This is a genomic window from Sulfitobacter sp. (genome assembly GCF_041552635.1).
GTDB lineage: Bacteria > Pseudomonadota > Alphaproteobacteria > Rhodobacterales > Rhodobacteraceae > Sulfitobacter.
Window position 1 is genome coordinate 1 of record NZ_JBFEKM010000007.1, and the last position, 25,828, is coordinate 25,828.

The window sequence follows — 25,828 nt, forward strand, 5'->3', positions numbered from 1 at the left end:
GTCATCGGGCACAAGGATCGTCGCCTTGATGCGCGGCTCTTCGATGTGGTCCACGAATGTCAGATCGACCATGTCGGCAGGGTTGTGCAACTGCGTGACGGTGCCGTCTTTCATGTGGATGTCGTAAATAACCGACGGGGCCGTGGTGATCAGGTCGATGTCATATTCACGTTCGATCCGGTCGCGGATCACCTCGAGGTGCAGCAGACCCAAGAATCCGCAGCGAAAGCCGAACCCAAGGGCGGCTGATGTTTCCATCTCGAAGCTAAAGCTCGCATCATTCAGCGCCAGTTTTTCGATGCTGTCGCGCAGGTCTTCGAATTCAGCGGCATCCACGGGGAACAGGCCGCAGAACACAACAGGCTGCGCAGGCTTAAAGCCCGGCAATGCCTTGTCGCAGCCTTTTTTCTCGTGCGTAATCGTATCGCCGACGCGGGTGTCGCGAACCTGCTTGATCGACGCGGTCAGGAAACCGATATCGCCCGGACCCAGCACGTCAATTTCGGTCATCGCTGGGCGGAACACACCGATACGGTCGACGTGATGTACGGAACCGTTCTGCATCATGCGCACCCGGTCGCCCTTTTTCAGCTGACCGTCCATGATGCGCACCAGAACGATCACGCCCAGATAGCTATCGTACCACGAATCAACCAGCATCGCCTTGAGCGGCGCGTCCAGCGTGCCCTTGGGGGCGGGCAAACGGTGCACCACGGCCTCGAGCGTTTCGATAATGCCGACGCCGGTCTTGGCAGACACGCGGATCGCCTCGGAGGCATCAATGCCGATCACGTCTTCGATCTGTTCGGCCACGCGGTCGCAATCGGTCGCGGGCAAGTCGATCTTGTTCAGGACCGGCACGATCTCGTGATCCGCATCCAACGCGTGATACACGTTGGCCAATGTCTGCGCTTCGACGCCTTGGGTGCTGTCGACAACCAGCAGCGACCCTTCGACGGCGCGCATGGACCGGGACACCTCATAGGCGAAATCGACGTGGCCGGGGGTGTCGATCAGGTTGAGAACATAATTCTCGCCATTAAGCGCGGTATAATCGATCCGCACGGTCTGCGCCTTGATCGTGATGCCGCGTTCGCGTTCGATGTCCATGCTGTCGAGCATCTGCTCTTTCATATCGCGCAAGGCGACTGTGTTCGTCTCTTGGATAAGACGATCAGCGAGCGTGGATTTACCATGGTCGATATGCGCGACGATGGAGAAATTGCGGATGTGTGAAAGTGCTGTCATGGATAGGGATATGGTGCGGTTTTGGGCGCTGGTCAATGGGGTGCCGCGCCTGTTGACGTTGATGATTATGACTTGTTTCACACTGGCACCGCTTTGGCGGCGGGATTCCGTTTTTCTCGGTTCGGCAAACACAAGGTCCAGATGCGGGCAACACCTATGCAAAGCCTGCATATCAACCATAAATCTCAATAAAACAAGGCCCACTGCCCCTGCTCACTTTTGCTTGAACAGGGCCTTGGTGCAACACCTTGGGTTCGTTCGGGTGCCTTACGGTTTTAGAGATACAATGCGTGTTCTAGGTCTGGATTCCAGATTGGCCTGCGACATTGTGGGCCGGGTGAAAAGGAACTTAGAGATGAAGATCAAACAGCAGCTGGGATCTGCAACCATCGCCGCGCTTGGGTTTGCGTGTGTACCGGCCTTGGCACAGGCGCAATCCGCAGGTCCGGTTTGGGACTTTTACGGCCAGCTGAACTTGGGCTTGGTCAGCGTTGACGACGGCGTCGATCGCAATTCGGCATTCACTGACAACGACAACTCAAACAGCCGCATCGGCCTGTCCATGACGCAGGCTTTGCAAAACGGGTCCGAGCTGACGCTGACCTTTGAGACAGGCTTGGGCCTGACCGGATCGTCCAGCTTGAACGGGCAGGACAGCAGTTTTGACGCCGAATACCGCCAGACCGAACTGCGCAAACTTGACCTGAGATACCGGACACCCGCCATGGGGACGTTCTCTTTTGGTCAGGGCAGCACATCGACAGACGGTTCCGCCGAGGCTGATTTCTCGGGCACAGGCGTTGCCGCATATGTGGGCATCAGCGATATCGCGGGCGGTCAGTCTTTGCGCTTTGCTGACGGTACCTTGTCGACTGTCAGCATCGGCAACACCAACAGCTCTTTCGATGGTGGTCGCCGTTTGCGCGTACGGTATGATACGCCCGTGTTTGGCGGTTTCTCGGCGTCGGTATCGGCCGGTCAGGAAGTTCTGAAATCGGGTGACGACAACGATTATTATGATGTTGGCACACGCTATACCCAAGACTACGGCACCTACAAAGTCGACGCGCGTCTAGGCTATTCCTTCCGCGACAGTTCGGACGATCTGGTCATGGGGTCGGCCGCGGTACTGCACGCGCCAACAGGCCTAAGCCTTGCCATCTCGTCAGGTCGCCGTGTCGGAGGAGACACGGACTACGCCTATATCAAAGCGGGTTTGACGCGCGATTATCTGGCCGTCGGTTCAACGTCGTTCTCGATTGATTACTACAACGGCAATGATTTCGTTGTGGCAGGGTCCAGCACGTCGTCTGTCGGCGTCGCGGTTGTTCAGCGCCTTGATCAGTACAACATTGAACTGTTCGCCACCCACCGCAGCTATGAGTTCGACAGCGCCTCTGCGTCCTATCAGGACATGGATGTGACATTTGTCGGAGCCCGCTGGAAGTTCTAAAAAAACGCCTTTGCCCGATATTTTCGGGCAAAGGCGTTTGCATTATCGTGAATTGCCCCATCTTGCATTTTACGGCATAGTCGCCATCAATCGACAGGGCCAGCAAACGGGATCAACCCGGCGCGCCGAAGATGAGGCAAAACATGTTACGACTCTTTATGACGATCTGTGCGCTGTCCGCTTTGGCAGCTTGTGGCGGCTCGCGCGGCTATAACCCCAGCGGCGGCTATGGTGGCGCGGCGGTGTTGTTCGCCACGGGGCCGATCAACTCGGCCTGTCTCGCGGCGGGGCGCAAGCAGGCCAGCCGGGCACGCTGTGGCTGCATCCAAGCGGTCGCGGACCGCGAGCTTTCGGCATCAGAACAACGGCGTGGGGTGCGGGTATTCAAAGACCCACATTCCTTGCAAGAAGCGCGCCAATCGGACCGCTCCAGCGATAACGCATTTTGGGCGGCGTGGAAGGCATATGGCAACACGGCACAAACCCTATGTAGCGCGGCCTAAGCTATCGCAAACGCAGGTTAAATCTGTGGTCGCGTCGGCTCTCCAAAGCGGTCGATCAGCCGGTTTTTGATCTGGTCGCGGGCCGCGCGGTATTGCGCCATCTTTGCCTCACGGGTTTCACCCAAACCCGTCGGATCAAGGATCGGCCAGTATTCGACGGTCAGGTGATAGAACCGCGTCAATTCCAGCGCGCGGCGCTGGCTGGCGGGGCTAAGCGCGATGATCAGATCAAAAGAACTCAGGTCGTCGCCCCAATTTTCCATCTCGTCAAAACTGCGCGACCGGTGCCGCGACAATTCGACATCCAGTTCCTGACAAACAGCAATAGAGAACCCGTCGATTTCAAGGTCGTTCATCACGCCGACAGATTGCACATATGTGCCTGTGCCAAAAAACTTCTTCATCAACCCTTCGGCCATAGGCGACCGCACAGCATTGTGGTCGCAGCAAAACAGCACCGATTGGGGCAATGCGTCGTTCATCTAGCCGCCGTAGTGCAGGACGCAGATCAGGGTGAACAAGCGGCGGGCGGTGTCGGTATCAATCTCCGCCTTGCCCTCAAGCCGCTCTTGCAGCACGCGTGATCCTTCGTTGTGGATACCACGGCGCGCCATGTCGATGGTTTCGATCTGGGCGGGCGCGGATTTCTTGACCGCCTCGAAATACGATTCGCAAATCTGGAAGTAGTCTTTGACGACCTGCCGAAACGGTCCCAGCGACAGATGAAATTCAGCTGCCTTTTCATCGTTTTCGGTGTTCACGTCAAAAACCAAACGCTTGTCGCGGATCGACAGGCCAAGGTGGTAAGGGCCTTGCGGCGCAGGGCGATCCTCGCGCACAGGCAGGGCGAAAACGTTATCCTCCAACAGATCGAACATTGCGACTTTGCGCTCTTGTTCGATCTCGGGGGTGGGCGGGGGCAGGTTCGCATCGTCAAGGACGATATGCGTGATGCGCGACATTGGCTTCTCAATTCTATCAAATCTTTGACGGACCTTAGCCCGCCCACCCGCGTTGATCAATCGGCGTCGCTGCGTCTAGTCGTTCAACTTGCGCAGGCGCGCCGTGACCGAAAGGCCATGCGCCTCTAGGCTTTCGGAGCGCGCGAGCCGTTCTGCCGCTGGCCCGATGGCGCGCAAGGCGTCCGGTGTCATGCGCGCCAAGGTCGTGCGCTTCATGAAATCAAGCACCGACAGGCCCGAGGAAAACCGCGCTGAACGCGCCGTTGGCAACACGTGGTTCGGCCCGCCGACGTAATCGCCAATCGCTTCGGGGGTCCACTGTCCCAGAAAAATCGCACCAGCATGGGTGATTTGCGCGCTCAGCGCATCAACATCAGCCACGCAAAGTTCAAGGTGTTCAGGTGCGATGCGGTTGCTGAGCGCCGCCGCAGTAGCGATGTCCGGCACCGTGATGATCGCCCCGTTATCGCGCCAGCTGGCACCTGCAATTGCACGACGCTCAAGGGTTTCGAGCCGTTTATCGACGGCAGCAGCGACCGCCTGGCCAAACCCCGCATCGGTGGTAATCAGGATGGATTGCGCACTTTCGTCATGTTCTGCCTGAGACAGCAAATCAAGGGCGATCCAGTCGGGATCGTTATCCTGATCGGCAATCACCAGAATTTCCGAGGGGCCTGCGATCATATCGATGCCGACTTTGCCAAAAACCCGCCGCTTGGCCGCCGCCACATAGGCGTTGCCCGGGCCGGTAATCTTGTCGACCGGCGGGATCGTTTCGGTGCCATAGGCCAGTGCGGCAACCGCCTGCGCGCCGCCAATGCGGTAGATTTCATCCACCCCCGCAATGCGCGCCGCCAACAGAACAAGCGGATTGAGAATACCGTCCGGCGTGGGCACGACCATGGCAAGCCGTGCAACGCCAGCGACCTTGGCAGGGATCGCGTTCATCAGCACCGAACTGGGATAGCTGGCCAGCCCCCCCGGCACATAAAGCCCCGCCGCTGAAACTGCCGTCCAGCGCCAACCCAGTGTCGCACCGGCCTCATCCGTCCATTCGGCGTCTTCGGGCAGCTGGCGTTCGTGATAGGCACGGATGCGCGTTGCTGCCATTTCAAGCGCGGCACGATCTTCGGCCGAAACCTGTGCCACGGCAACATCGACTTCGGATGTGGTAATCCGCAGGGTCTGGGGCGTCAGGGTGATGCGGTCAAATTTTTCGGTCAGCGCGATGACCGCAGCGTCACCAGTGGCGCGGACCTGTGCGATGATGTCAGCGACCGTGTCATCCACGTCGGGGCTGTCTTCACGCTTGGCGGACAACAGGGCGGTAAATGCCTGTTCAAAATCTGACTGAGCATAGTCAAGAAACTGGGGCATGGGATTTCCTTTTCCGCCGGGGCTGAACTTGGGCCGGGCATAGTTTGGGATGGTTGTGCAAGCGCTTCGCGCGAGGATATTTAAGAGCCAGAGAAAGGGGTCAGGCCGGATGTTCCGGCAGCTTTCGGGAAGGCGCTGTGTAAGGGCGGGTCACGTCCTTGAGGGTCACTTCGAGCGCTTCGACGCTGAGACGGATTGCCCCGTCGCCTGCAAGCGTCAGGATCACGTCGCCAGAGGGCGTGTCAGTTTCGGCGAATTCTATCTGCAACAGCGACAGGATTGTATCGGCGTCGCCCTTGTTGACGCCTTGGCTTGAGACGCGCTGGACGTTGTTGAACATCAAGACCGATTGCACGCGTTCCGCAGCGTGACGGGTTTTGCCGGTATCTTCCCAACGGACACGGTTCAACAGCAGGGCAAAGCGCGCGCCTTTCTGGTGCCAGCGCATTTCAGAGGCCGGGAAAACTGCGTCCTGCACCAGTGACGAGATCACCTTGAGGTCATCGGCGTCCAAGGCACCAAGGTTCAGCGGTGCCTCGCGGCCATCTTCGAAACGTGCATCTTGAGTCATTGTTCTTTGATCCGTTCGATGTTTGCACCAACGCCGCGCAACTTGGCCACGACGTGTTCATAGCCACGGTCCAGATGGTAGACGCGGTTCACTTTGGTTTCGCCTTCTGCGGCCATCGCAGCAAGGATCAGCGACACGGAGGCGCGCAGATCGGTTGCCATCACCGGCGCCCCCTTGAGCTTGTTCACACCCGTCACCGTGGCTGTGCCGCCGTGGACCTCAATACTGGCCCCCATCCGGATCAATTCGGGCGCGTGCATAAAGCGGTTTTCAAAGATTTTCTCCTCGAGAACAGAGGTGCCTTCGGCGGTACACAACAGCGCCATCATCTGCGCCTGCAAATCGGTGGGAAAGCCGGGGAACGGTTCGGTCGTCACGTTCACCGCACTGATCACACCATTGCGCCGCGCAACCTTGAGGCCTTTTTCAGTCTCGGAGACGTTGATGCCGGCCGCGTCGAGCTTTTCGCAAAAGGCTTGCAACAGGTTGATCCGACCGCCCAGCAATTCAACTTCGCCGCCGCAAATGGCAGGGGCCAGCATATAGGTGCCCAATTCGATCCGGTCGGTGACCACGCGATGTGTCGCACCGCCCAGACGGTCAACACCCTGAATTTCGATCCGGCTGGTGCCGTCGCCCTCGATCTGCGCCCCCATGGCGCGCAGGCAATCCGCCAGATCCACGATTTCGGGTTCGCGGGCGGCGTTATTGATAACGGTCGTCCCTTTGGCCAAGGTCGCGGCCATCATGATGTTTTCCGTCGCCCCGACAGAGGCGAACGGGAAATCAATTACCGCACCCTTGAGAGAGCCACCTTGCGCCTTGGCGTGCAAATACCCGTCGCGCAGGTCAATTTCTGCGCCCATCAGCGCCAGGCTGTCGGTGTGAATGTCCATCGGGCGCGCGCCAATCGCACACCCGCCGGGCAGCGACACTTGTGCGTGACCTTCGCGGGCCAGCAAAGGCCCTAGCACCAAATTCGAGGCGCGCATTTTGCGCACGATGTCATATTCGGCGCGGGTGTTGATCTCTCCGTGGCACGAGAGCGCGAGAACCTTGCCCTCTTGCATCGTCGATACTTCGGCCCCGAGCGAGCGCAGCAGCTCTGTCATGGTGCGAATATCCGACAAGCGCGGCGCGTTTGTCAGGGTCAGCGGTTCCTCGGACAGCAAGGTCGCGGGCATCAAGGTCAGACACGCATTCTTGGCCCCTGCAATCGGGATTTGCCCTGACAGCGCGCCGCCGCCTTTGACCACAATAGAATCCATCGTTCAGCCTTCCTTGTCTTGGTCTGTATGACCAGTGCCTGCCTGCGCTTCGCCAGACCATTCTTGATCGGCCTGCATTTTATCAGTCTGCTCTTTGTCCGTCCGCGCACGTGCCTGTGCTTTGCGCCGGCCCATATTGGCCTTGAGCGCAGCCTTCAGCCTGTCTTCTCGATTTTGCTTCGGAGTGCGGGGCTTTTGCGGGGCGGTATCTTGTGACATTGCCATTGTCTAGCGTAGCGGGCGGATATGGTCCAGATTGCGCTTGCACCAAATTGCGAATGCGGCTAATCACCCGCCCACAGTGCTGGAGTAGCTCAGTGGTAGAGCGCGTCATTGGTAATGACGAGGTCGGGAGTTCAATCCTCCCCTTCAGCACCATTTCACAATAGTTTTGTATGTAGATAAGCGGGTTCGGTCTTGATTGACCCCACATGCGCGATCTATGCGGCGGAATATCGACGCTGGGCCTATTTGTGAAAGGCAACCTGCCCGCGCCAAGACAGCGCAGGCAGGCATAATTTCTTCAGGCGGCGTTTTTGCCCGATAAGATACTTTCAACAAGGATTTGGACCCGCAACGCTTCGTCCAAGGTTGCCAGACGGTTCGGTTTGCCCGCCACCAACAGGGCAAGATCATCCAACTGCGCCTTTAGGCTAACCGCGCGTGGGTCTGACACATCAGCACTGACAGGTACGAAATCACCCCCGTTAGATTTGGCATCGCGGTAAAAATCAGCGATTCGGCGGCTGGTTTTTGATCCTTTGATCGTCAGTTCCTGACGGTCGGGCTGTGCGCCCCCCACGGACCCCATGATTGTTACAACCGCGCCATTTTCTGCAACCAACCTTGCCGCCACATGGGTTTCGCACAGATCGCTATTCGGGGGGGTATCGGCCCGCGCCCAGACCAACTGCAGCGGGCCCAAGATACGTTCCGAGAAGAACAGGAAATGCGAGACGACTTCGCGGGTCATACCGCCTTCGGCGGCAAAGCGCAGCCAGTCTGCCGATTGCTGCCATGCGCGCGGCCAATTGGCATAGGTGACGACGATATCCGCACCCATTAGATCGCCCAATTCGCCCGATTGCGCCGAAGCCGCCACATCGGTCAGCGCAGCCCCTGCCGCTTGGGTGAAATTGACTGCTGCGGGGACACCCAACGCTGTGATTTGCGCCACAAGATCGCGGCTTTCGGCGATATCGACGCCAAGGGGTTTTTCGAGGAACACAGCCTTGCCTAACCTCGCAGCCGCCAAGGCGTAAGCTTTGCGCGGCACCGGCGGACAGGCAAGATAAACCAGATCAGCGGCGGCGATTGCAGCAGCGGCATCCGCCGCGATCTGTGCGCCGGGCACAATGGCTTGGGCGGCCTCGCAGGCTGAGTGATCCGGGTCCCAGATGGCCGTAACCGTAAAATCTGGGTGTAGGTTCATGTGTTCCAACATGCGCCGACCCATGATGCCCAAACCGATGATTGCTGTTGAAATGGTCACTGGAAATCCCCTGAAATCTTGCAGGACGGTTTCAAAGCCTGCGTTGCCCTATGGTCAAGGTGACAGTGTCACGCTGCCCATCGCTGTGCCAGCCGGGTTTTGCCTTACCCTGCGTTCCGAGGTCAACCACCGCACATCTACAGCGCAGCAAGAAACCACAAGGCATCTATTTGGCGGCCATTTCCGGCGTGCTGGTCCCGATATCCCAGAACAGTCCGGCCATCACCTGCATCGCCTCGCGACAGACGGGTTTCAACACATGCTCATCAGGGGCGTGCTGATTGCAGCCCAGATAGCTATGGGGAATCCAGATGGTGGGCAGCCCCAGAACATGTGCGAAACAATCGTTAGGCAAAGAGCCTGCCAGATTGGGCAATACATGCGGGTCCTTGCCGGTGGTCCGTTCCAAAGAGGCCCGCACATAGGCCACCCAAGGGTGATCCGGGTCCAGACGGGTCGCAGGAAATTCCCCCTGATCCAGCGGCTGGATCTGCACCTTTTGCAACCCCTGCGCATCCAGATGACGGCGCAGCGCGGGCAGTGCATTTTCGATATCGGTGCCCACCACATAGCGCATCGCGCAGCGCGCCCATGCGGTCGGGGAAATCGCGTTAACGGGGGCCTCGGTATTGCCGGATTTCATCGCCAGAACAGTAAAGCTGTTCCAGCCATAGGCGCGTTCGGCGGGGGTCAGGTCTGCCTCGCCCCAATCCATGTCTACGGTGGGTTCCGCGTTCGTCCCGACCGGCAGATCGCGCAATGCCGCGCGCAGTTTCGGTGTCAGGCTGGTCGGCCGCCATTCGGGAATCTGCAACTGGCCACGGGCATCCGTGATGCTGGCAACGGCATGGGCCAGCAGCATCGCAGGATCAGCCAAAAGCCCGCCCCAGTTGCCCGAATGATGCGCGCCCTTGCGCAGGTCAACCACCAGATCAAACCCCAGAACGCCCCGCGCGCCCATGAACATCGTCGGCTGTGTCGCACTTAACCGTGGGCCATCCGATGCAATCAGCACATCAGCTTGCAACGTATCGCGGTGCAACGCCATCATCTCGGACAGACCTGGGGATCCTATTTCCTCGCTCATCTCCAGAACGATTTTGACGTTGAAGCCCAGCGTGCCGCGCACTGAGAGGACCGCCTCAAGCGCTGCGATATTGATCAGATGCTGGACTTTGTTATCGGCTGAACCGCGTCCGTACAAACGGTCACCGTCCGGCGTCAATTCGAATGGTGCCAGACCATCGCGCCATTGCTCGTCCTGCCCCCAGATCACATCGCCATGGCCGTAGGTCAGCACCGTTGGCAGGTCCGGATCTTCGATCCGTGTCCCCAGCAAAAACGGGCCACCTGTTTTTTCAATGCTGGGATTGGCGTGGATCGCGCAGTCGAACCCCATCGCCTCAAGCCGTGGCTGGATCGCTTGGGTCAGGTATTCATGCAACACGGGGGCCTGATCGGGGTTCTGGCTTTCGCTGCGATAGGCAACCAGTGCTGCAAGCTCGGCCTCCAAACGCCCGCTTTCAAAATAGGTGGTCGCTTGAGCAATCGCGGCGTCGCGGGTCATAAGATAAAGGTCCGTTCATTCGGGATTAGAGGCGGCACAGACATTGGCCAAACTACCGCCCATGATTGATCGCCCGGGCGGGGCATGCAAGATGCATTTGCCGCGCGACAGGCCGCCCAATGCCCCTGTCAATCGATCCGCTTCACCCCTTGCAGCACAAGTTCATCGACATGGTCACCGTGCAACACCGATACATCGCCAGTTGTCTCAAGCACCACGGCGCGTATCTTTGACATATCAAGAGCATTCGCTTCGCGTAATTTCGCGATCAGATCGCCTTTGCTAACGCGGGTGGCCTCCAGCGCCTGCTGGCAGATCACGCCGTCCTCCATCAAGATCACAGGGTCGTTTTGGATCACCGATAGAAAAATATCTGATCGCTGTCGCAAGAACGCCGCGGTGAATTGAAGGCAGAAAAGGACAGTGATCGCAGCTATGCCCTGAACAAGCGACGCCCAGCTTGTCGCCGTCGCCATCCCTGCCAGCAAAGACCCAACCGCGATTGTCATCACAAAGTCGAAATTGGTCATCTTGGAAAACGACCGCAGACCGAAAAGTCGCACCAGCAGGATAATCCAGACCAGTCCCACAGCGCCCAACACCAATCCGCGTGCAAGCGCATCGGGAATTTCACTGCCAAAAATCATGTCGGTCTCCTAATCGGGTAAAAGCTGCATCGACGCTAAGTATTTCGCACAATTGCGGGCACTTGTGGTTAATGGCATCAGCGGCCCGTGATCGAGGGAGCTGGCCGCTAAACCATTCAATCCGTAGACGCGCTTCTTTCCTGTGCACGCGGTTTTGGCACATCCCCGCGACCGGCGGGCCAGCCTTCGCGCTGTCGGGAGCGGTCGCCATCTGTTTCTTCGGTTTGATCGTGAAACAGATGCACCTGTGTTGGATAGGGCATGTCGATCCCTTCGGCATCCAGCGCCTTGTAGACCGCGACCAGAACGTCACCAAATGTGTGAATTTGCGACGCACGGTCAGATTTCGTCCACCAGCGCAGGCGGACGATGTTTGCAAAGTCGCCCAGTTCAACCGGAATGGTTTCGGGGGCGGGGTCGCTGACCACGCCTGCAACTTGCGCGCAAGCGTCTTCCATCAATTTACGTGCTACGTCCCAATCGTCGTTGCAGCCAATGCCGATATCATATTGCGACCGCCGTATGTCGAACGCGGTATTGACCACAACGCTATCGGTATAAATGTCGGAATTGGGGATCACCACGCGCCGACCGTCATAGGTTTTGATCATGGTTGCACGGGTCTCGATCTTTTCGACGGTGCCCTCGTGGCCACCCGACACGATCTGGTCGCCGACCTCAAAGGGTTGGCGCAGCAAGATCAGAATGCCTGCCAACATGTTCTGCAAAATATCCTTGAAGGCAAAACCGATCGCGACCGAACTGACACCAAGGCCCGCAAATAAATCACCGGGGGTGATCGACGGCGCGACGACCGTGATCGCCAACATGACGCCGACAACGACAAGCGTCCAACGGATCAGCGAACCGCCGACATCACCCAGATTGCCACGGCCACGCTTGTCCAACGTCCGGCGCACCAAGGCTCCGATGCCAAGCCCCAACAGCCAGAAAATGATCGCAACCACGACAGCAACGCCGATATTGGGCAAAAGCTTGTAAAACCCGTCAAGCCACGCATCCAGCTTGTCAAAAATCAGGCCGGGGTTTGCGTCGATTTCTTCCATGGTTTCGAAATCCTATCATTGTCTCAGGGCGTTACGTGTCGTGGCGTCATGTCGGCAAAGCCGACCCATTTCGCGCAAATTCGAGGTCTGTGCAGCATAAACCCCGCCTTCCGAGATTTGGTTCCCGCATGTGCCTGTTTTTTACGCACAGCTTCTTGGGCGTGGCTGTTGGCCAATGCTAGGCGCATTCCCGTGAAATTACAGCGGGGGCAATCGTTTGCACTGTGCGCGGCAATCGGCACGAGGGCCTGAATCCTGACTGTGATCCGCGCAATTACCCTAATCTTGTTGCTGCCCCTTAACAGAACGGCCATGCTGAACCGTAGGAGCACCCAATTATGTCAATTACCGCCAGTATCTATCACCTCACCCATTACAAGTATGACCGGCCGGTCACCTTGGGCCCGCAAATTATCCGCCTGCGCCCTGCCCCGCATTCGCGCACCCGCGTGATTTCGCATTCGCTCAAGGTGTCGCCGGAAAATCACTTTGTGAACCACCAGCAAGACCCCTATGGCAACTGGCTGGCGCGTTTTGTGTTCCCCGAACCGGTGATGGAATTCAAAATCGAGGTTGATCTGGTCGCCGACATGTCCGTCTACAACCCGTTCGATTTCTTCGTCGAGGAAGCCGCGACCAAGTTTCCCTTTACCTATGGCGATGAAATTGCCCCCGACCTGAGCATCTATATGCAGCCCGAACCTGTCGGCCCGCTGTTATCGGATTTCATGAAAACGATTTCGCGCAATCCGATGGTAACAGTCGATTTTCTGGTGATGCTCAACAGCCGTCTGGCGTCCGAGATCAACTACGAAATCCGCATGGAACCGGGCGTGCAAACCGCCGAGATCACCCTTGGCCGTGCATCAGGATCGTGCCGTGACAGCAGTTGGCTATTGGTGCAAATCCTGCGGAATTTGGGTTTGGCAGCGCGGTTCGTGTCAGGGTATCTGATCCAGTTGAAACCGGACCTCAAGGCGCTCGATGGCCCGTCGGGGACGGAAAACGATTTCACCGATCTGCATGCTTGGGTCGAAGTATATCTGCCCGGCGCAGGCTGGGTTGGCCTTGATCCGACGTCGGGATTGCTGGCGGGCGAAAGCCACGTGCCGCTGGCCGCAACACCGCATTATCAAAACGCCGCCCCTATCGCCGGTGTCGCGTCATATGCCGAGGTCGATTTTTCCTTCGACATGCAGGTCAAACGCACGGCTGAACACCCGCGCATCACCAAGCCGTTTTCGGATACATCTTGGGACGCGCTGAACAAGCTTGGCCAAGACATCGACAAACGGCTTGAGGCCGGCGATGTGCGCCTGACCATGGGCGGCGAGCCGACATTCGTGTCGATCGACGATTTTGAAGGCCCCGAATGGAACACCGACGCCGTTGGTCCGACCAAACGCGGGCTGGCGGATAAACTGATTCGCCGCCTGCAGGATAAATTTTCGACCGGCGGTTTACTGCACTACGGCCAAGGCAAATGGTACCCGGGCGAAACCCTGCCGCGTTGGACGTTCTCGATGTTCTGGCGCAAGGACGGGCATCCGATCTGGAAAGACGCTGACCTGCTTGCCCGCGAAGACACCGCCGAAGATGTCGGCCCCAATGATGCGCAGGCACTGTTGGTCGAAATCGCGCGCAGCCTGTCCGTGCCCGGTGAAAACGTGCTGCCCGCCTTTGAGGACCCCGCCGAGTGGATCATCAAGGAAAGCAATCTGCCTGAAAACGTGACGCCCGAAAATTCCAAGCTGAAAGACCCCGAAGAGCGCGCCCGCATTGCCAAGGTGTTCGAACGCGGTCTGACCACCCCTGCGGGCTATGTGCTGCCGGTGCAACGCTGGCAGGCCCGTGCGGAAAGCCGCTGGATGTCAGAGGTCTGGAACCTGCGCCGCGGCAAAGTATATTTGGTCGCGGGGGACAGCCCTGTGGGTTACCGCTTGCCGCTTGGTACCCTGCCCCACATCCCCGACAGTGATTATCCGTTCGTCTACCCCCAAGATCCGACAGAACCCCGCGTACCGCTGGTCGAGCCTGAGCAGGCACAAGAACGACACCAAGCCATTGCCAGCCGGACCGAAGATACCAGCGCCAGCCAGACGCAGGTCGAACAGACGCTGGGCGATCTGACCGGTGCCGTTCGCACGGCGATTTCCGTGGAACCGCGCGACGGCAAGCTGTGCGTGTTCCTGCCGCCGGTTGAAACGCTCGAGGATTACCTCGAACTGATCTCGGCCACGGAAAACGCCGCCAAGACCATTGGCCGCAAGGTGCTGATCGAAGGCTATTCGCCGCCCAGCGATCCACGCATCGACGTGATCCGCGTGGCCCCCGACCCCGGTGTGCTTGAGGTCAACGTGCATCCTGCAGCGTCTTGGGCGGAATGTGTGCACACCACAGAAACCGTATACGAGGAAGCCCGCCAAACCCGTCTGGGCACCGATAAATTCATGATCGACGGTCGGCATACAGGCACCGGCGGCGGCAACCACGTCGTTGTTGGCGGGGCCACAACCACGGACAGCCCGTTCTTGCGCCGTCCTGATCTGCTCAAAAGCCTGATCCTGTTTTGGCAGCGCCATCCCAGCCTATCTTACCTGTTCTCGGGTACGTTTGTAGGCCCCACATCCCAAGCGCCGCGCATCGACGAGGCCCGCCATGATGCACTATACGAACTGGAAATCGCGCTCGACCAGATCTGGCCACCGACCGAGGGCACGCCGCCGCCACCATGGCTGACCGACCGTTTGCTGCGCAACAGCCTGATCGACGTGACCGGCAACACCCACCGGACCGAGATTTGCATCGACAAGCTGTTCTCGCCTGATGGCCCCACGGGCCGTCTGGGTCTGGTCGAGTTTCGCGGCTTTGAGATGCCGCCGAACCCGCGGATGAGCCTTGCGCAGCAGGTGTTGATCCGCGCCATCATTGCGCGGTGTTGGGAAAGCCCGATCAGCGGCAAGCTGACCCGATGGGGCACAACCCTGCACGACCGTTTCATGCTGCCCGCCTGCATCTGGGACGATTTTCTGGACGTGCTGGACGACCTCAAGGGGTACGGCATGGCACTGGACCCTGCGTGGTTCAAAGCGCAGGCTGAATTCCGTTTCCCCTTCTGCGGCGAAGTCACCTATGAGGGCGTGACGCTGGAACTGCGCCAAGCGCTTGAGCCGTGGCATGTCTTGGGCGAAACCGGCGCGATTGGCGGTACGGTGCGCTATACTGACAGTTCGGTTGAACGGCTGCAGGTCAAGCTGACTGGCCCCAACCCTGATCGTTACCGTGTGACGGCAAATCAACGATTTGTGCCGCTGCAGCAAACCGCCAAAAACGAAGAACGCGTCGGCGGTGTGCGGTTCAAGGCGTGGAAACCCGCCGTGTCCCTGCATCCTGTGCTAGAGGTCGACGCACCGCTGACCTTTGACATCTATGACACATGGACAGGGCGTTCCTTGGGCGGCTGTCGTTATCACGTGGCGCACCCGGGCGGGCGTAATTTCGATACCTTCCCCGTGAATGGTAACGAGGCAGAGGCGCGGCGTTTGTCGCGGTTTGAACCGATGGGCCATACCACGAACAGCTACACCCCAACCGACGAAACGCCGCATCCGGAATTCCCCATGACGCTTGATTTACGGCGGCGTCCCGGTTTGTAACGCATGCAGAATTCCCAGCATACCCAAGGCACCCCCGGCCCGCGCGATCTTTTGACGGGGTACCGCCAGCAGGCGGGCAACCGCGACGAAATGTTGGATGGCGCGGGCAATGTGAAACCGGTGTGGCAGGAATTTCTGGACCACCTGCAACGGCTTGATGATGTGGAACTGACCCATCGGTTTGCCCGTGGCGGGCAGTACCTGCGTGATGCGGGGGTGCTGTACCGGCAGTATGACGAAACGGTTTCAGTAGATCGTGGCTGGCCGCTTAGCCACTTGCCGGTGATGCTAAGCGAGGCGGAATGGCGCGAGATTTCAGCGGGCCTGATCCAGCGCGCCGACCTTTTGGAACATGTCGTGCGCGACCTTTATGGGCCCGGTGAACTGGTCGCCTCGGGCCAGTTGCCCGCGACATTGCTGACACAAAACCCCGCTTGGCTGCGGCCCATGGTGGGGGTCAAACCGGCCAACGGGAATTTCCTAAACCTGCTGTCCTTTGAAATCGGGCGCGGCCCCAACGGCAAATGGTGGGTGATCAGTGATCTGATCGAAGCACCATCAACCGCAGGGTTCGTGATTGAAAACCGGGTCGCGATGACCAAGATTTTTCCGAATTTTTTCAGCCGATCGAATGTGCACCGCATCGCCGGATTCTTTCAGGATTTCCAACAACAGCTGTTCAATCTGCGCGGCACTGCCAAGGGGCAGATCGCGTTGCTATCCTCGGGACCTGCGAACCAGAACTATGCCGAACACGCCTATATCGCACGATATTTGGGGATGCTGTTGGTCGAAGGTGAGGATCTGATCGTACAAGACGGTCATGTGATGGTGCGCACTGTTGCTGGGCCAAAACCGCTCAGCCTGCTGTGGAACCGCGTACCAAGCGCGCTGTGCGACCCACTTGAGCTGGACCAGACGTCGCTGATCGGTACGCCCGGACTGGTGGACGCCTTGCGGCAGCAGCAGTTGCATATGGTGAACGCAGTCGGTGCCGCGGTGCTAGAGACCCGTGCGCTGATGGCGTTCTTGCCCAAAATCGCACGGCAGCATTTTGGCGCGGCGCTGAAACTGCCCAATATTGCCACGTGGTGGTGTGGTCAGGAAACCGCGCGCGATCATGTGATCAAGAACCGGGACACCATGATGGTGGGGTCCGCCTTTTCGACAGTGCCGCTGATGGCCGATAGCGCCAGCAGCCCTGACACTGAAATGCCCCAAGGTCCCGGCCAGCAAGAGATCACAGCGCTTTTGCGCCGCTCTGGCCGGGAGTTGGTCGGTCAGGAAGCCATCACGCTGTCCACGACCCCGACCTACGAAGATGGTGCGCTGGTTGCACGGCCCATGTGTATCCGCCTGTTTCTGGCCCGCACGCCCGATGGCTGGCAGGTGATGCCCGGCGGCTATGCGAGGGTCAGCGCGGGCAATGACGCCAAGGCCTTTGCCATGCAGCGCGGCGGCAAAGTGGCCGATGTCTGGATCAGAGGCGACCAGCCCGTTGAGACCCCCAGCCTACTGGTGTCGGGTGCCGCGGAAAACCGGGCGGCATCATCACGGGCGGCCCTGCCCAGCAGGGCGGCAGATAACCTGTTCTGGCTTGGCCGCTATGTTGAACGCGCCGAACAGAACATCCGCCTGTTTCGCGCCTATTATGCGCGGATCAACGATGGTGCGGCCCATGATGCGCCCTTGCTGGCCTTTATGCGCAATCATCTAATGCAAGACGTTGACGCCCGGCCCGGTGCAATGGCCGAACGGTTCGGCACGCCGTTGGATATGGCGCTGAATGCCGCCCGCAAAATCGGGGACCGGTTTTCGCCTGATGGGTTGATGGCCCTGCGGGCCTTGGTCGCAACGACCGCTGATCTAGATCAGCGTGATATCCCCCTCGAAGAGGTCCCCAAAGAGATCAGCCAGTTGCTGCGCCAAATCACCGGATTTGCCGGTCTTGTGCATGAAAATATGTATCGCTCTGACGGCTGGCGGTTCCTGAGCCTTGGTATATCGCTGGAACGCGCCGCAAATATAGCGCAACTTTTGTCCCAACTGGTGGGGGATGATGCCCCTGACGGCGCGCTGGATCTGGCCCTTGAGGTGGGCGACAGCGTGGTGTCCTACCATGCGCGGTTTTCGATTTTGGCCAATAGGTGGGCGATCACCGATATCCTTGGCGTTGACGATCAAAACCCGCGTTCGATCCGCTATCATGTGTCGCGGGCCAAACGGCATATCGCTGAACTACCGGGGCAGAATGACAGTCACGTTCTCTCGGATCTTGCGCGCAAAATTTTGCTGCTTGAGACAACGCTGGCTGCCAGTGCGCCATCCGCATTGACGCCCGCGATGCTGGAAAAGGTCAAAACTGACATCTGGGACATCGCCGATGCCCTGACCCAAGCGCATCTGGTCTAGGCCGTGCTTTATGATATCCGACTGACGATTGCCCACCGATATGCGGGCTCTGCCGGCAACGGGCGGCATCTGCTGCGGGTGTTGCCACGCCAGATGCCGGGCCGACAACGCGTTTCGGCCCATCTGGTTGACGTAACGCCCCACCCCGACCAGCGCCACGACACCGTTGATTTCTTTGGCAATGCGGTCACCACGGTCACCCACCTTGAGGCGCATTCCGAGATGTCGATCCGCATGTCGTCGCGGGTCGAGATTACTGCATCCCCCGGCTTTGCAGGTACGCAATTGGACCTTGCCGAACTGCGCGGTGCCCTGACTGAACATCGCGCCCTGAACGCCGCATCGCCGCTGCATTTTCTCGGACCCTCGCCGCGATTGCGGCCAATTGCAGACATCGCAGATTTCGCGCAGATGAACTGCGATCCCGCCGCCCCTGTCGCCCAGACCGTCGCGCGCCTTGGCGAAGCTTTGCATCATTTCATGACCTTTGATGCGTCCGCCACCACCGTTGATACCGACGCCGCCGAGGCTTTTGCCAAACAGCGCGGCGTGTGTCAGGATTTGTCGCATATCATGATCCTTGCCCTGCAATCCTTGGGCATTCCGGCAGGCTATGTCAGCGGCTACCTGCGCACCCTGCCCCCTCCGGGTGGTGTTCGCCTCGAAGGGGTTGATGCGATGCATGCTTGGGTACAGGCGTGGTGTGGACCTGATCAGGGCTGGGTCGAATACGACCCGACCAATGCGACCTTTGTCGGCACAGATCATATCGTGGTGGGGTACGGCCGCGATTATTCCGATGTCAGCCCGGTCATTGGCTATCTGCGATCCTCTGGCAAACAGACCAATTCGCAATCGGTTGACGTGGCCTGCGTCGACTGACCGACTGCCAAAGCTACAGCGCCAGATCAGCGATCAGCATGTCTTTCGAATAATCCGCCTTAAGCTTGCGCGGTCCGTTGCGCCCGCCTTCGACCACGATGAAACTATCGCCAAGCGCGTAGGCGAAATCGGCGTTTTGTTCGACCAGCAAAATCGCCATCTCGCCCTGCGCCCGCAGCAAGCGCAGTGCATCCCCGATTTGTTCGATGACATTGGGCTGAATGCCTTCTGTCGGTTCGTCCAGCAACAAAACCGTCGGTTTGGCAATCAGCGCCCGCGCGATGGCCAGTTGCTGTTGCTGCCCCCCGGACAAATCGCCACCGCGCCGTCCGCGCATATCGCGCAGCACTGGAAACAGATCAAAGATGGCATCGGGGATGAACCGTTCGGCCTTGGGCAGGCAGGCAAACCCGGTCTCGAGGTTTTCATGGACGGTCAGCATCGCGAACACCTCGCGGCCCTGTGGCACATAGCCTATTCCGGCGCGGGCCGCCTGAAACGCGGTGCTCAACCGCACGGGCTTGCCGCCAACCGAAATGGTACCGCCAGACGCCGGATGCCGCCCCGCTATCGCCTTGAGCAAGCTGGTTTTACCTACGCCATTATTGCCCACCACCGTCGTGATCTGGCCCTGTGGGGCCTCGAATGACATCTCGTAAAGGATGCGGCTTTGGCCGTAGTGCAGGTCAAGGTTTTCAACGTTAAGCATGGCCGCGCCCCAGATAAACTTCGATCACCGTCGGGTTCGAGGTCACGTGATCCAAAGACCCTTCCGCCAGCACAGACCCTTCGTGCAGCACGGTCACCTTGCAATTCAGTCTGCGCACAAATTCCATGTCATGTTCCACGACAACGACCGCGCGGGTTTTGGCCGCACGCTTCAGAATGTCGGTGGTCTTTTCACGTTCCTCGACGGTCATCCCGGCGGCAGGTTCATCGACCAGCAACAGGCGCGGTTCTTGCGCCAGCAACATGCCGATCTCCAGCCATTGCTTTTGCCCGTGGCTCAGCTCTCCTGCGATGCGAGTCAAACTGTCGGACAGGCCAATTTCTTCGGCAATTGCTTCGATCCGCGTGCCATTGGCGGGGGTTCTGCGATGCAACAGAACCGCCAACGGTCCGCGCGGATTTTTCAGCGCCATGGCAAGGTTTTGCCGCACGGTCTGTGCCTCAAACACCGTGGGTTTTTGAAATTTCCGCCCGATGCCTGCGTTGGCGATGTCCGCCTCGGACATGCCAAGCAGGGAAATGTTGCGTTCCCCCCAGATGACCACACCTTCGTCCGGCTTGGTCTTGCCGGTGATGATATCCATAAAGGTGGTTTTACCCGCACCATTTGGCCCGATGATGGCGCGCAATTCAGGTTCGGCAATCTGGATCGACAGGCTGTTGATGGCCTTGAACCCGTCAAAGCTGACCGACACGCCCGACACTTCTAGCAAGGTTGTGTTCATGACGGTTTCCTTACCAGATAGTCAAACAAGCCGCCGATGCCCTTGGGAAAGAACAGCGTCACGCACACGAACGAGAAGCCCAGCAGCACCAGCCACCAGTCCGTCCACAAGATCGTATAGAACCCCAGATCAATCGCCGGCGCGCCGCCGCCCGTGAACCAGCTGGACAGCAACGAAACAAAGGCTGCACCGATGACCGCGCCATACAGCCGCCCGCGCCCGCCAATGGCGACCCAGACCGCCAGATAGATTGACGCGATTGTGGCCAGCTCTGCCGGGTTGATGATGCCCGCCTGAGGGTAGTAAAGCGCGCCAGCGATACCGGAAACCACCGCCGTCAGCGTAAAGATGAACAGCTTGTAGCTTTCAACCCGGTAACCCAGAAACCGCACCCGCGCCTCGTTATCGCGGATACCTTGAATGACGCTGCCCATCTTGCCCGATACGACCCACGCAAACAGGATATACCCCAAAGCCAGTGCCAGCGCCGACCCCAGAAAGAACACCAGACTGATGACCGCCTGAGGTGTTTGTTCAAACCCCGGGATATTTTGCAGACCCGACAGGCCGTTATTGCCACGCAACCCGCTGTCGTTTTGAAACAGCCATAAGGACAAGGCCAAGGTCATCGCTTGGGTCAGGATCGACAGGTAAACGCCTGTCACACGGCTGCGAAAGGCGAGCCAGCCAAAGACCAGCGCCAGCAGGCCGGGCACAAGCACCACCATCAACAGCTGCAAAAACAAGCTGTCGGAAAAGGCCCAGAGCCACGGGAACTCCGAACTGCCCACGACGCCGAAAATCTGGTTGCCGATGGCATCTGACACTTCTTGCGCGGTGGGAGGGATGATCTGACCCTCTAGGCTGTTCAAGACGATAATTTCGGTGCGCGCATACATCAGCCACATACCAATCGCATAGCCGCCAATGCCAAAGAACGCAAAGTGGCCCAAGGACAGGATGCCGCAATAGCCCCAGACCACATCCATCGCGATGGCGATCAGGCACAGGCACAGCGTCTTGCCCAAGGTCTTGACCATCGAGGTCGAGATGAGGCCGGTGCCTGCCGCCTCTGATCCCACGACCACCGCCAGCGTGAACAGCCCCAAAACGGCGATGAACCACAGGATGGACGGGTTTTGGGAAAGAAATGTTTTACGCATGGGTCAGTCCGCCGCTGCCCGGCCTTTTTGGGCGACGATGCCCTTGGGCCGGAATTGAATGAACAGGATGATAAACAGGACCATATAAGTCTGCGCCGCCAGTGTGTTGGACGGGTTGAACCATTCGATCCCCTTTTGCAAAAAGCCGATCAGCGATGCCCCCGCAAGTGTACCCCAGACGTTGCCAACCCCGCCCACGACCACAGTCATGAAGGATTGAACAATATAATCCGCCCCCATTTCCGAGGTCACCTTGGCGTAAAGCCCGATGGCCACCCCCGCGATACCCGCAATGCCCGACCCAAGGCCAAAGGTCAGCATGTTGATGCGGTCCGGGTTGATGCCCATGCTGGCGGCCATGCCGGGGTTTTGCGTCACGGCACGGACCTCAAGCCCCAGTCGGGTGCGTTTTAGAACGAACAGGATCAGCCCCAGGAACAACAGCGCCAGCACGAAAATAGCGATGCGGATATAGCTGATCTGGATCACATCCGAGAATACCAAAGCCCCGTCCAGCCACGCGGGCGAGGTCAGCGGGCGGGCCTGCGTGCCAAATATGTTCTTGGCCAACTGTTGCAGGGCAATCGAAATACCAAAGGTCGCCAGCAGCGTTTCCAACGGGCGGTGGTAAAGATGGCGGATCACCAACCGCTCCATCACAACACCCGCCGCAAAGGTAATTGCAAAGGCCAGCGGCAGCGCGACGATGATCGACAAGGTGTAGTCGGGCACGAACAACTGCACGACATAGCCCGTATAGGCCCCCATCATGATGAATTCGCCATGGGCCATGTTGATCACGCCCATCACCCCGAAAGTGATCGCAAGGCCAATGGCAGCAAGGAAATAGATCGACGCCAGCGAGAGCGCATCCAGCGTTAAATCAACGGCTTGCGAGACGCCGACGCGGGTCTCGATACTGTTTAACGCGGCACGCGCTGCTTCGGTGATGGCAATACTTTTTTCGTCGTATGCTTCGTAAAAGACGTAGTTTTCGGTGGCGGCGCGTTGCTCGGCCATGGTGACAAGGGGCGGTACGGTCCCGGCCTGGGCCAGCGCACCGTACGCCCGTCCCCGTGCGTCCTGGGTGTCAAGCTGCGCTGTAGGAATACCACCCGCGCGCCCGTCGACCACATTAGCCGCCAACGCATCGCGGATATCATTAGGGCTAACCACTGGCGCGGCAAGCCCGGCATCGACCAACCGGGCATAGGCATCTGCTTGGCCAAGGTCTGATCCCACGGTCAGGATACGCGCCACATTGCCCTTGGGCTGGTCAGCCGAAACCCCGGCTTTGACCGTCAGGATCTGGTTCAACACCGCGCGCGCTTCGATCGACGTATCGGTGGACATGCTGTTGATCGCGGCGATCCGGTCCGGCGTGTCCGGCGCAAAGCTGGCCGAAAGGAAGTTCGCAAGCTGGGTTTTGCGGGCTTTGAGCTTTTTGTCAGGCTCACCCTCTATCGACTTGAGCAAGGGAGCAAGCTGGCTGGCATCGGGCCTGCGAGCGATGGAATCGACAGCCGTGCTGCGGCGGTCAACATCGGGGTCGGTCAGTTGAAATTGCACCAGCGCCGTGCCGATCAAACGACGCACACCACCGTTGGGTTTCAGCTGGGTAAAGGCATTCTCAGGCGCAACCGATTGCGCGCCACTGTCGATATCTTGGATGGCCAGATCATCGCCAGATTGTTTGGCAAAGAAGAATAACCCGTCATCGCGCTGCCATACGCCTTTGTCCTGCCACCGTTCCAGAAAGTCGCTGACCTGTGGCGCGCCAGTAGAAACCAGATCGTCCAAGGTGACCGAAACGCTGCTGCGTGATGGATTTGCGATCTCGTCCGCGTGGATCTGCAAGACCGGTTGCAGATCCTGTGCCTGTGCTGCACCTGCAAGTCCAAGCCCCAGCATCAGGATCAATAAATGGCGAAACATGCTGTCCCTTTTTCCAAAAAGAACGCCAGACGCGAGGGAGACCCGCGCCTGACAGAAAGGCTTAGTAGTTGGATTTCAGCTGGACGCAGCTTTTGGTTTCGGTGTTGTACATACCGCATTCCAGATCTTTCCAGTCGGACATCAGCACGGCGGATTCAGGCAAGAAATCTGTCCATGCGTCGCCGGGAACCGGATCGGTCTGGCTGATGATATCAAATTGGCCGTTGGCGGTGATTTCACCGATCAAGACAGGCTTGCTGAGGTGGTGGTTCACCAGCATTTCAGCTGTCCCGCCAGTCAGGTTCGGGAAAGTTTGGCCGTACATGGCTGTGCGTACGGCATCCACATCGGTGGTACCTGCTGCCTCGACCGCATTCACCCACATGTTAAAGCCGATGTAATGGGCTTCCATCGGGTCATTTGTCACACGATCCGTGCTGCCGATAAAGTCCTGCCATGTCTTGATAAATTCGGCATTCGCAGGGGTATCAGCAGACATAAAATAGTTCCACGCGGCCAAGTGACCGACAAGGTTCGTGGTGTCCAGACCGGACAGTTCTTCTTCACCGACCGAAAAGGCAACAACCGGAATATCATCTGCTGATACGTCCGCCGCAGCCAGTTCTTTGTAAAAACCAATGTTGGCGTCGCCGTTGATTGTGGAAATCACGCCGACCTGCTTGCCGTCTTCGCCAAGCGCAACAACGTCGCCGACGATTGTGGCCCAGTCAGAGTGCCCAAATGGCGTGTAGTTCACAAAGATATCTTCTTGCGCGATACCTTTATCCTTCAGGTATTGCTCAAGAATGTTGTTTGTCGTGCGGGGGTAAACATAGTCCGTGCCCAGCAGCGCGAACTTCTCGACACCCAGTTCTTCGAGGAAATAATCAACCGCAGGGATCGCCTGCTGGTTGGGGGCCGCACCGGTGTAGAAGACGTTTTTCGACGATTCTTCGCCCTCGTATTGCACAGGGTAGAAGAGCAGGCCGTTCAATTCTTCGATGACCGGCAAAACCGATTTCCGCGACACCGATGTCCAGTTGCCGAAAATCACGTCGACCTCGTTTACCGTTAACAATTCGCGTGCTTTTTCAGCAAACAGCGGCCAATCCGAGGCCGGATCAACCACGACCGCTTCGATTTGGCACCCCAGCACACCGCCTTTGGCATTTTGCTGTTCAACCAGCATCAACATGGTGTCCTTCAATGTCGTCTCAGAGATCGCCATTGTGCCTGACAAAGAGTGCAGTACGCCAAGCTTGACCGGATCAGCACATTCCGCCAGCGCAATTGATGTCGACCCCATCAACGCGACCGTGGCGCAGGTGGCAAATTTATTAAAGTATTTCATAACTTATCCCCTATTGGCGCTGCGGGAACCCGTGCTTAAATGCACTTTCGCCATATCCCCGAACACGATAGATAAGGGCCGCAGCAGTTTTTGTTGTGGTCGTCGCGCAGCGGGAAGTATCTTGCAGGATAGCCCGCCGTGCGGCGATTTTGCCGTGAAGGCATGCGGCAACGATGCATATGCGATTGGCAAACTTGCCAGCCAAAACAGTGCAGCTCGAACTGACGTCGGATGATTTTGCCTAATTTACAGGCACACAGCAGCGCAACCGCCTAGCATTTAATCAGTCGAGCCATATGAACGGGCGACCGACGCTTGGTTCGCGCGCGGCCACATAGTCGAACCGAATGGTTTTCAGGCTCATGATTGGGGCTAATCCCGCCTGCACAGGCAGCCCTGCAGAATCATGAATTTACTGTTCCAGTATTCCTCGACAACGAATTGGTGCTCCGCACCAGAATGCAGGTTCAGCAAAGATTAGCCAAAGACCAATTGGCGGCTTCAAATCTAGGACGGACGATGGCCATCTGTGGCCGATGGCGAAATAAAAACCGAAACAGGTGACTTCTCATCTTAGCCAGCCATAAGCCATCAAGCGGCCACAACACAGCTGCGGCAATAGCAAGGGTAGTTCGGCCGACATGATATTACACGGGGTTCGTAAAGACTTGCGTTCGTATCAGCCATGAGAGGCCTCACCCGCTAGTTGGCCCAGCTTTTGAAGTGGCGCATGCCGTATTTCAGCGGAATGGCCGGTGAGGTCATGGCCCGCCCAGAATCTCTCATTCAATTAAGAATAGAGTTCAAGAGTTTGGACGTC

The 25,828-nt window shown here is 58.4% G+C and carries 21 protein-coding genes and 1 tRNA gene; 6 read left to right on the plus strand and 16 right to left on the minus strand.

From position 1 onward, the window contains the following. Positions 1 to 1,248 (minus strand): translation elongation factor 4 (gene lepA, locus ABYT07_RS01485; RefSeq protein ID WP_372988947.1); only part of this gene is annotated, 1,248 nt, incomplete at its 3' end. Between the two features lie 355 nt (positions 1,249 to 1,603). Here lepA and ABYT07_RS01490 point away from each other — a divergent pair. After that, a complete protein-coding gene (locus ABYT07_RS01490; protein WP_372988870.1) occupies positions 1,604 to 2,701 on the plus strand; it encodes a porin in 1,098 nt (365 codons plus the stop codon). Positions 2,702 to 2,844: 143 nt separating this feature from the next. Next, the gene (locus tag ABYT07_RS01495) at positions 2,845 to 3,204 is read left to right on the plus strand and encodes a hypothetical protein (RefSeq protein WP_372988872.1); all 360 of its coding nucleotides are present in this window, start codon (positions 2,845 to 2,847) and stop codon (positions 3,202 to 3,204) included. A gap of 17 nt (positions 3,205 to 3,221) precedes the next feature. On the opposite strand, the gene ABYT07_RS01500 is transcribed toward ABYT07_RS01495, so the two are convergent. The 6 genes from ABYT07_RS01500 to ABYT07_RS01525 all read right to left on the minus strand — a co-directional run bounded on the left by ABYT07_RS01500 (position 3,222) and on the right by ABYT07_RS01525 (position 7,601). Beyond that, entirely contained in the window at positions 3,222 to 3,686 is a 465-nt protein-coding gene (locus tag ABYT07_RS01500) for a low molecular weight phosphatase family protein (protein WP_372988874.1), read from the minus strand. Further along, positions 3,687 to 4,166, minus strand: coding sequence for a UPF0262 family protein (locus ABYT07_RS01505; protein ID WP_372988876.1), 480 nt, complete (start codon positions 4,164 to 4,166; stop codon positions 3,687 to 3,689). A 75-nt stretch (positions 4,167 to 4,241) separates the two neighbouring features. Continuing rightward, a complete protein-coding gene (gene hisD / locus ABYT07_RS01510) occupies positions 4,242 to 5,543 on the minus strand; it encodes a histidinol dehydrogenase (RefSeq protein ID WP_372988878.1) in 1,302 nt (433 codons plus the stop codon). Between the two features lie 100 nt (positions 5,544 to 5,643). Next, positions 5,644 to 6,114 (minus strand): DUF2948 family protein, encoded by a 471-nt coding sequence (locus ABYT07_RS01515; RefSeq protein ID WP_372988880.1) that lies wholly within the window; start codon positions 6,112 to 6,114, stop codon positions 5,644 to 5,646. Beyond that, on the minus strand, positions 6,111 to 7,382 hold the full coding sequence (gene murA, locus ABYT07_RS01520; RefSeq protein ID WP_372988883.1) for a UDP-N-acetylglucosamine 1-carboxyvinyltransferase: 1,272 nt from the start codon (positions 7,380 to 7,382) through the stop codon (positions 6,111 to 6,113). The genes ABYT07_RS01515 and murA overlap by 4 nt, the downstream gene beginning before the upstream one ends. 3 nt (positions 7,383 to 7,385) lie before the next feature. Beyond that, positions 7,386 to 7,601, minus strand: a complete 216-nt coding sequence (locus ABYT07_RS01525; protein ID WP_372988885.1) for a hypothetical protein — start codon at positions 7,599 to 7,601, stop codon at positions 7,386 to 7,388. Between the two features lie 84 nt (positions 7,602 to 7,685). Here ABYT07_RS01525 and ABYT07_RS01530 point away from each other — a divergent pair. Continuing rightward, positions 7,686 to 7,760: transfer RNA gene (locus ABYT07_RS01530), tRNA-Thr, on the plus strand. Positions 7,761 to 7,905: 145 nt separating this feature from the next. Here the strand turns inward: ABYT07_RS01530 and ABYT07_RS01535 are convergent. From ABYT07_RS01535 to ABYT07_RS01550, 4 genes are all read right to left on the minus strand, one after another. Further along, complete coding sequence (locus ABYT07_RS01535) at positions 7,906 to 8,874, minus strand: Gfo/Idh/MocA family protein (RefSeq protein ID WP_372988887.1); 969 nt, start codon at positions 8,872 to 8,874, stop codon at positions 7,906 to 7,908. Positions 8,875 to 9,040: 166 nt separating this feature from the next. Then, a complete protein-coding gene (locus ABYT07_RS01540; RefSeq protein ID WP_372988889.1) occupies positions 9,041 to 10,441 on the minus strand; it encodes a M20 family metallopeptidase in 1,401 nt (466 codons plus the stop codon). A gap of 128 nt (positions 10,442 to 10,569) precedes the next feature. Further along, positions 10,570 to 11,088, minus strand: coding sequence for a DUF421 domain-containing protein (locus ABYT07_RS01545; RefSeq protein WP_372988891.1), 519 nt, complete (start codon positions 11,086 to 11,088; stop codon positions 10,570 to 10,572). Between the two features lie 116 nt (positions 11,089 to 11,204). Continuing rightward, complete coding sequence (locus ABYT07_RS01550; RefSeq protein ID WP_372988893.1) at positions 11,205 to 12,155, minus strand: mechanosensitive ion channel family protein; 951 nt, start codon at positions 12,153 to 12,155, stop codon at positions 11,205 to 11,207. Between the two features lie 338 nt (positions 12,156 to 12,493). Here ABYT07_RS01550 and ABYT07_RS01555 point away from each other — a divergent pair, with 338 nt between their 5' ends. The 3 genes from ABYT07_RS01555 to ABYT07_RS01565 are packed head-to-tail and all read left to right on the plus strand — an operon-like array spanning position 12,494 to position 19,105. Then, positions 12,494 to 15,811: a DUF2126 domain-containing protein gene (locus ABYT07_RS01555; RefSeq protein WP_372988895.1), complete on the plus strand. Its 3,318-nt coding sequence runs from the start codon at positions 12,494 to 12,496 to the stop codon at positions 15,809 to 15,811. A 3-nt stretch (positions 15,812 to 15,814) separates the two neighbouring features. Further along, positions 15,815 to 18,223: a circularly permuted type 2 ATP-grasp protein gene (locus ABYT07_RS01560; protein WP_372988897.1), complete on the plus strand. Its 2,409-nt coding sequence runs from the start codon at positions 15,815 to 15,817 to the stop codon at positions 18,221 to 18,223. A gap of 3 nt (positions 18,224 to 18,226) precedes the next feature. Then, positions 18,227 to 19,105, plus strand: coding sequence for a transglutaminase N-terminal domain-containing protein (locus tag ABYT07_RS01565; protein ID WP_372988899.1), 879 nt, complete (start codon positions 18,227 to 18,229; stop codon positions 19,103 to 19,105). Positions 19,106 to 19,118: 13 nt separating this feature from the next. On the opposite strand, the gene urtE is transcribed toward ABYT07_RS01565, so the two are convergent. From urtE to urtA, 5 genes are all read right to left on the minus strand, one after another. Then, positions 19,119 to 19,814 carry an urea ABC transporter ATP-binding subunit UrtE gene (gene urtE / locus ABYT07_RS01570; RefSeq protein WP_372988901.1) on the minus strand — a complete coding sequence of 232 codons (696 nt, stop codon included), beginning with the start codon at positions 19,812 to 19,814 and terminating at the stop codon, positions 19,119 to 19,121. Continuing rightward, positions 19,807 to 20,559: an urea ABC transporter ATP-binding protein UrtD gene (urtD, locus tag ABYT07_RS01575; RefSeq protein WP_372988903.1), complete on the minus strand. Its 753-nt coding sequence runs from the start codon at positions 20,557 to 20,559 to the stop codon at positions 19,807 to 19,809. Before urtD ends, urtE begins: the two co-directional genes overlap by 8 nt. Next, positions 20,556 to 21,722 carry an urea ABC transporter permease subunit UrtC gene (urtC, locus tag ABYT07_RS01580; RefSeq protein WP_372988905.1) on the minus strand — a complete coding sequence of 389 codons (1,167 nt, stop codon included), beginning with the start codon at positions 21,720 to 21,722 and terminating at the stop codon, positions 20,556 to 20,558. The genes urtD and urtC overlap by 4 nt, the downstream gene beginning before the upstream one ends. Before the next feature lie 3 nt (positions 21,723 to 21,725). After that, positions 21,726 to 23,657, minus strand: coding sequence for an urea ABC transporter permease subunit UrtB (urtB, locus tag ABYT07_RS01585; protein WP_372988907.1), 1,932 nt, complete (start codon positions 23,655 to 23,657; stop codon positions 21,726 to 21,728). A gap of 61 nt (positions 23,658 to 23,718) precedes the next feature. Continuing rightward, positions 23,719 to 25,008 (minus strand): urea ABC transporter substrate-binding protein, encoded by a 1,290-nt coding sequence (gene urtA, locus ABYT07_RS01590; RefSeq protein ID WP_372988909.1) that lies wholly within the window; start codon positions 25,006 to 25,008, stop codon positions 23,719 to 23,721. Positions 25,009 to 25,828 lie beyond the last annotated feature (820 nt).

Bases quoted from the DNA above. Each gene is read 5' to 3' on its own strand.
- urtE (WP_372988901.1), bottom strand. From the start codon at position 19,814: ATGCTTAACGTTGAAAACCTTGACCTGCACTACGGCCAAAGCCGCATC.
- hisD (WP_372988878.1), bottom strand. From the start codon at position 5,543: ATGCCCCAGTTTCTTGACTATGCTCAGTCAGATTTTGAACAGGCATTT.
- murA (WP_372988883.1), bottom strand. From the start codon at position 7,382: ATGGATTCTATTGTGGTCAAAGGCGGCGGCGCGCTGTCAGGGCAAATC.
- ABYT07_RS01500 (WP_372988874.1), bottom strand. From the start codon at position 3,686: ATGAACGACGCATTGCCCCAATCGGTGCTGTTTTGCTGCGACCACAAT.
- ABYT07_RS01515 (WP_372988880.1), bottom strand. From the start codon at position 6,114: ATGACTCAAGATGCACGTTTCGAAGATGGCCGCGAGGCACCGCTGAAC.
- urtB (WP_372988907.1), bottom strand. From the start codon at position 23,657: ATGTTTCGCCATTTATTGATCCTGATGCTGGGGCTTGGACTTGCAGGT.
- ABYT07_RS01550 (WP_372988893.1), bottom strand. From the start codon at position 12,155: ATGGAAGAAATCGACGCAAACCCCGGCCTGATTTTTGACAAGCTGGAT.
- ABYT07_RS01555 (WP_372988895.1), top strand. From the start codon at position 12,494: ATGTCAATTACCGCCAGTATCTATCACCTCACCCATTACAAGTATGAC.
- urtA (WP_372988909.1), bottom strand. From the start codon at position 25,008: ATGAAATACTTTAATAAATTTGCCACCTGCGCCACGGTCGCGTTGATG.
- ABYT07_RS01545 (WP_372988891.1), bottom strand. From the start codon at position 11,088: ATGATTTTTGGCAGTGAAATTCCCGATGCGCTTGCACGCGGATTGGTG.
- ABYT07_RS01560 (WP_372988897.1), top strand. From the start codon at position 15,815: ATGCAGAATTCCCAGCATACCCAAGGCACCCCCGGCCCGCGCGATCTT.
- ABYT07_RS01540 (WP_372988889.1), bottom strand. From the start codon at position 10,441: ATGACCCGCGACGCCGCGATTGCTCAAGCGACCACCTATTTTGAAAGC.
- ABYT07_RS01490 (WP_372988870.1), top strand. From the start codon at position 1,604: ATGAAGATCAAACAGCAGCTGGGATCTGCAACCATCGCCGCGCTTGGG.
- urtD (WP_372988903.1), bottom strand. From the start codon at position 20,559: ATGAACACAACCTTGCTAGAAGTGTCGGGCGTGTCGGTCAGCTTTGAC.
- urtC (WP_372988905.1), bottom strand. From the start codon at position 21,722: ATGCGTAAAACATTTCTTTCCCAAAACCCGTCCATCCTGTGGTTCATC.
- ABYT07_RS01495 (WP_372988872.1), top strand. From the start codon at position 2,845: ATGTTACGACTCTTTATGACGATCTGTGCGCTGTCCGCTTTGGCAGCT.
- ABYT07_RS01505 (WP_372988876.1), bottom strand. From the start codon at position 4,166: ATGTCGCGCATCACGCATATCGTCCTTGACGATGCGAACCTGCCCCCG.
- ABYT07_RS01525 (WP_372988885.1), bottom strand. From the start codon at position 7,601: ATGTCACAAGATACCGCCCCGCAAAAGCCCCGCACTCCGAAGCAAAAT.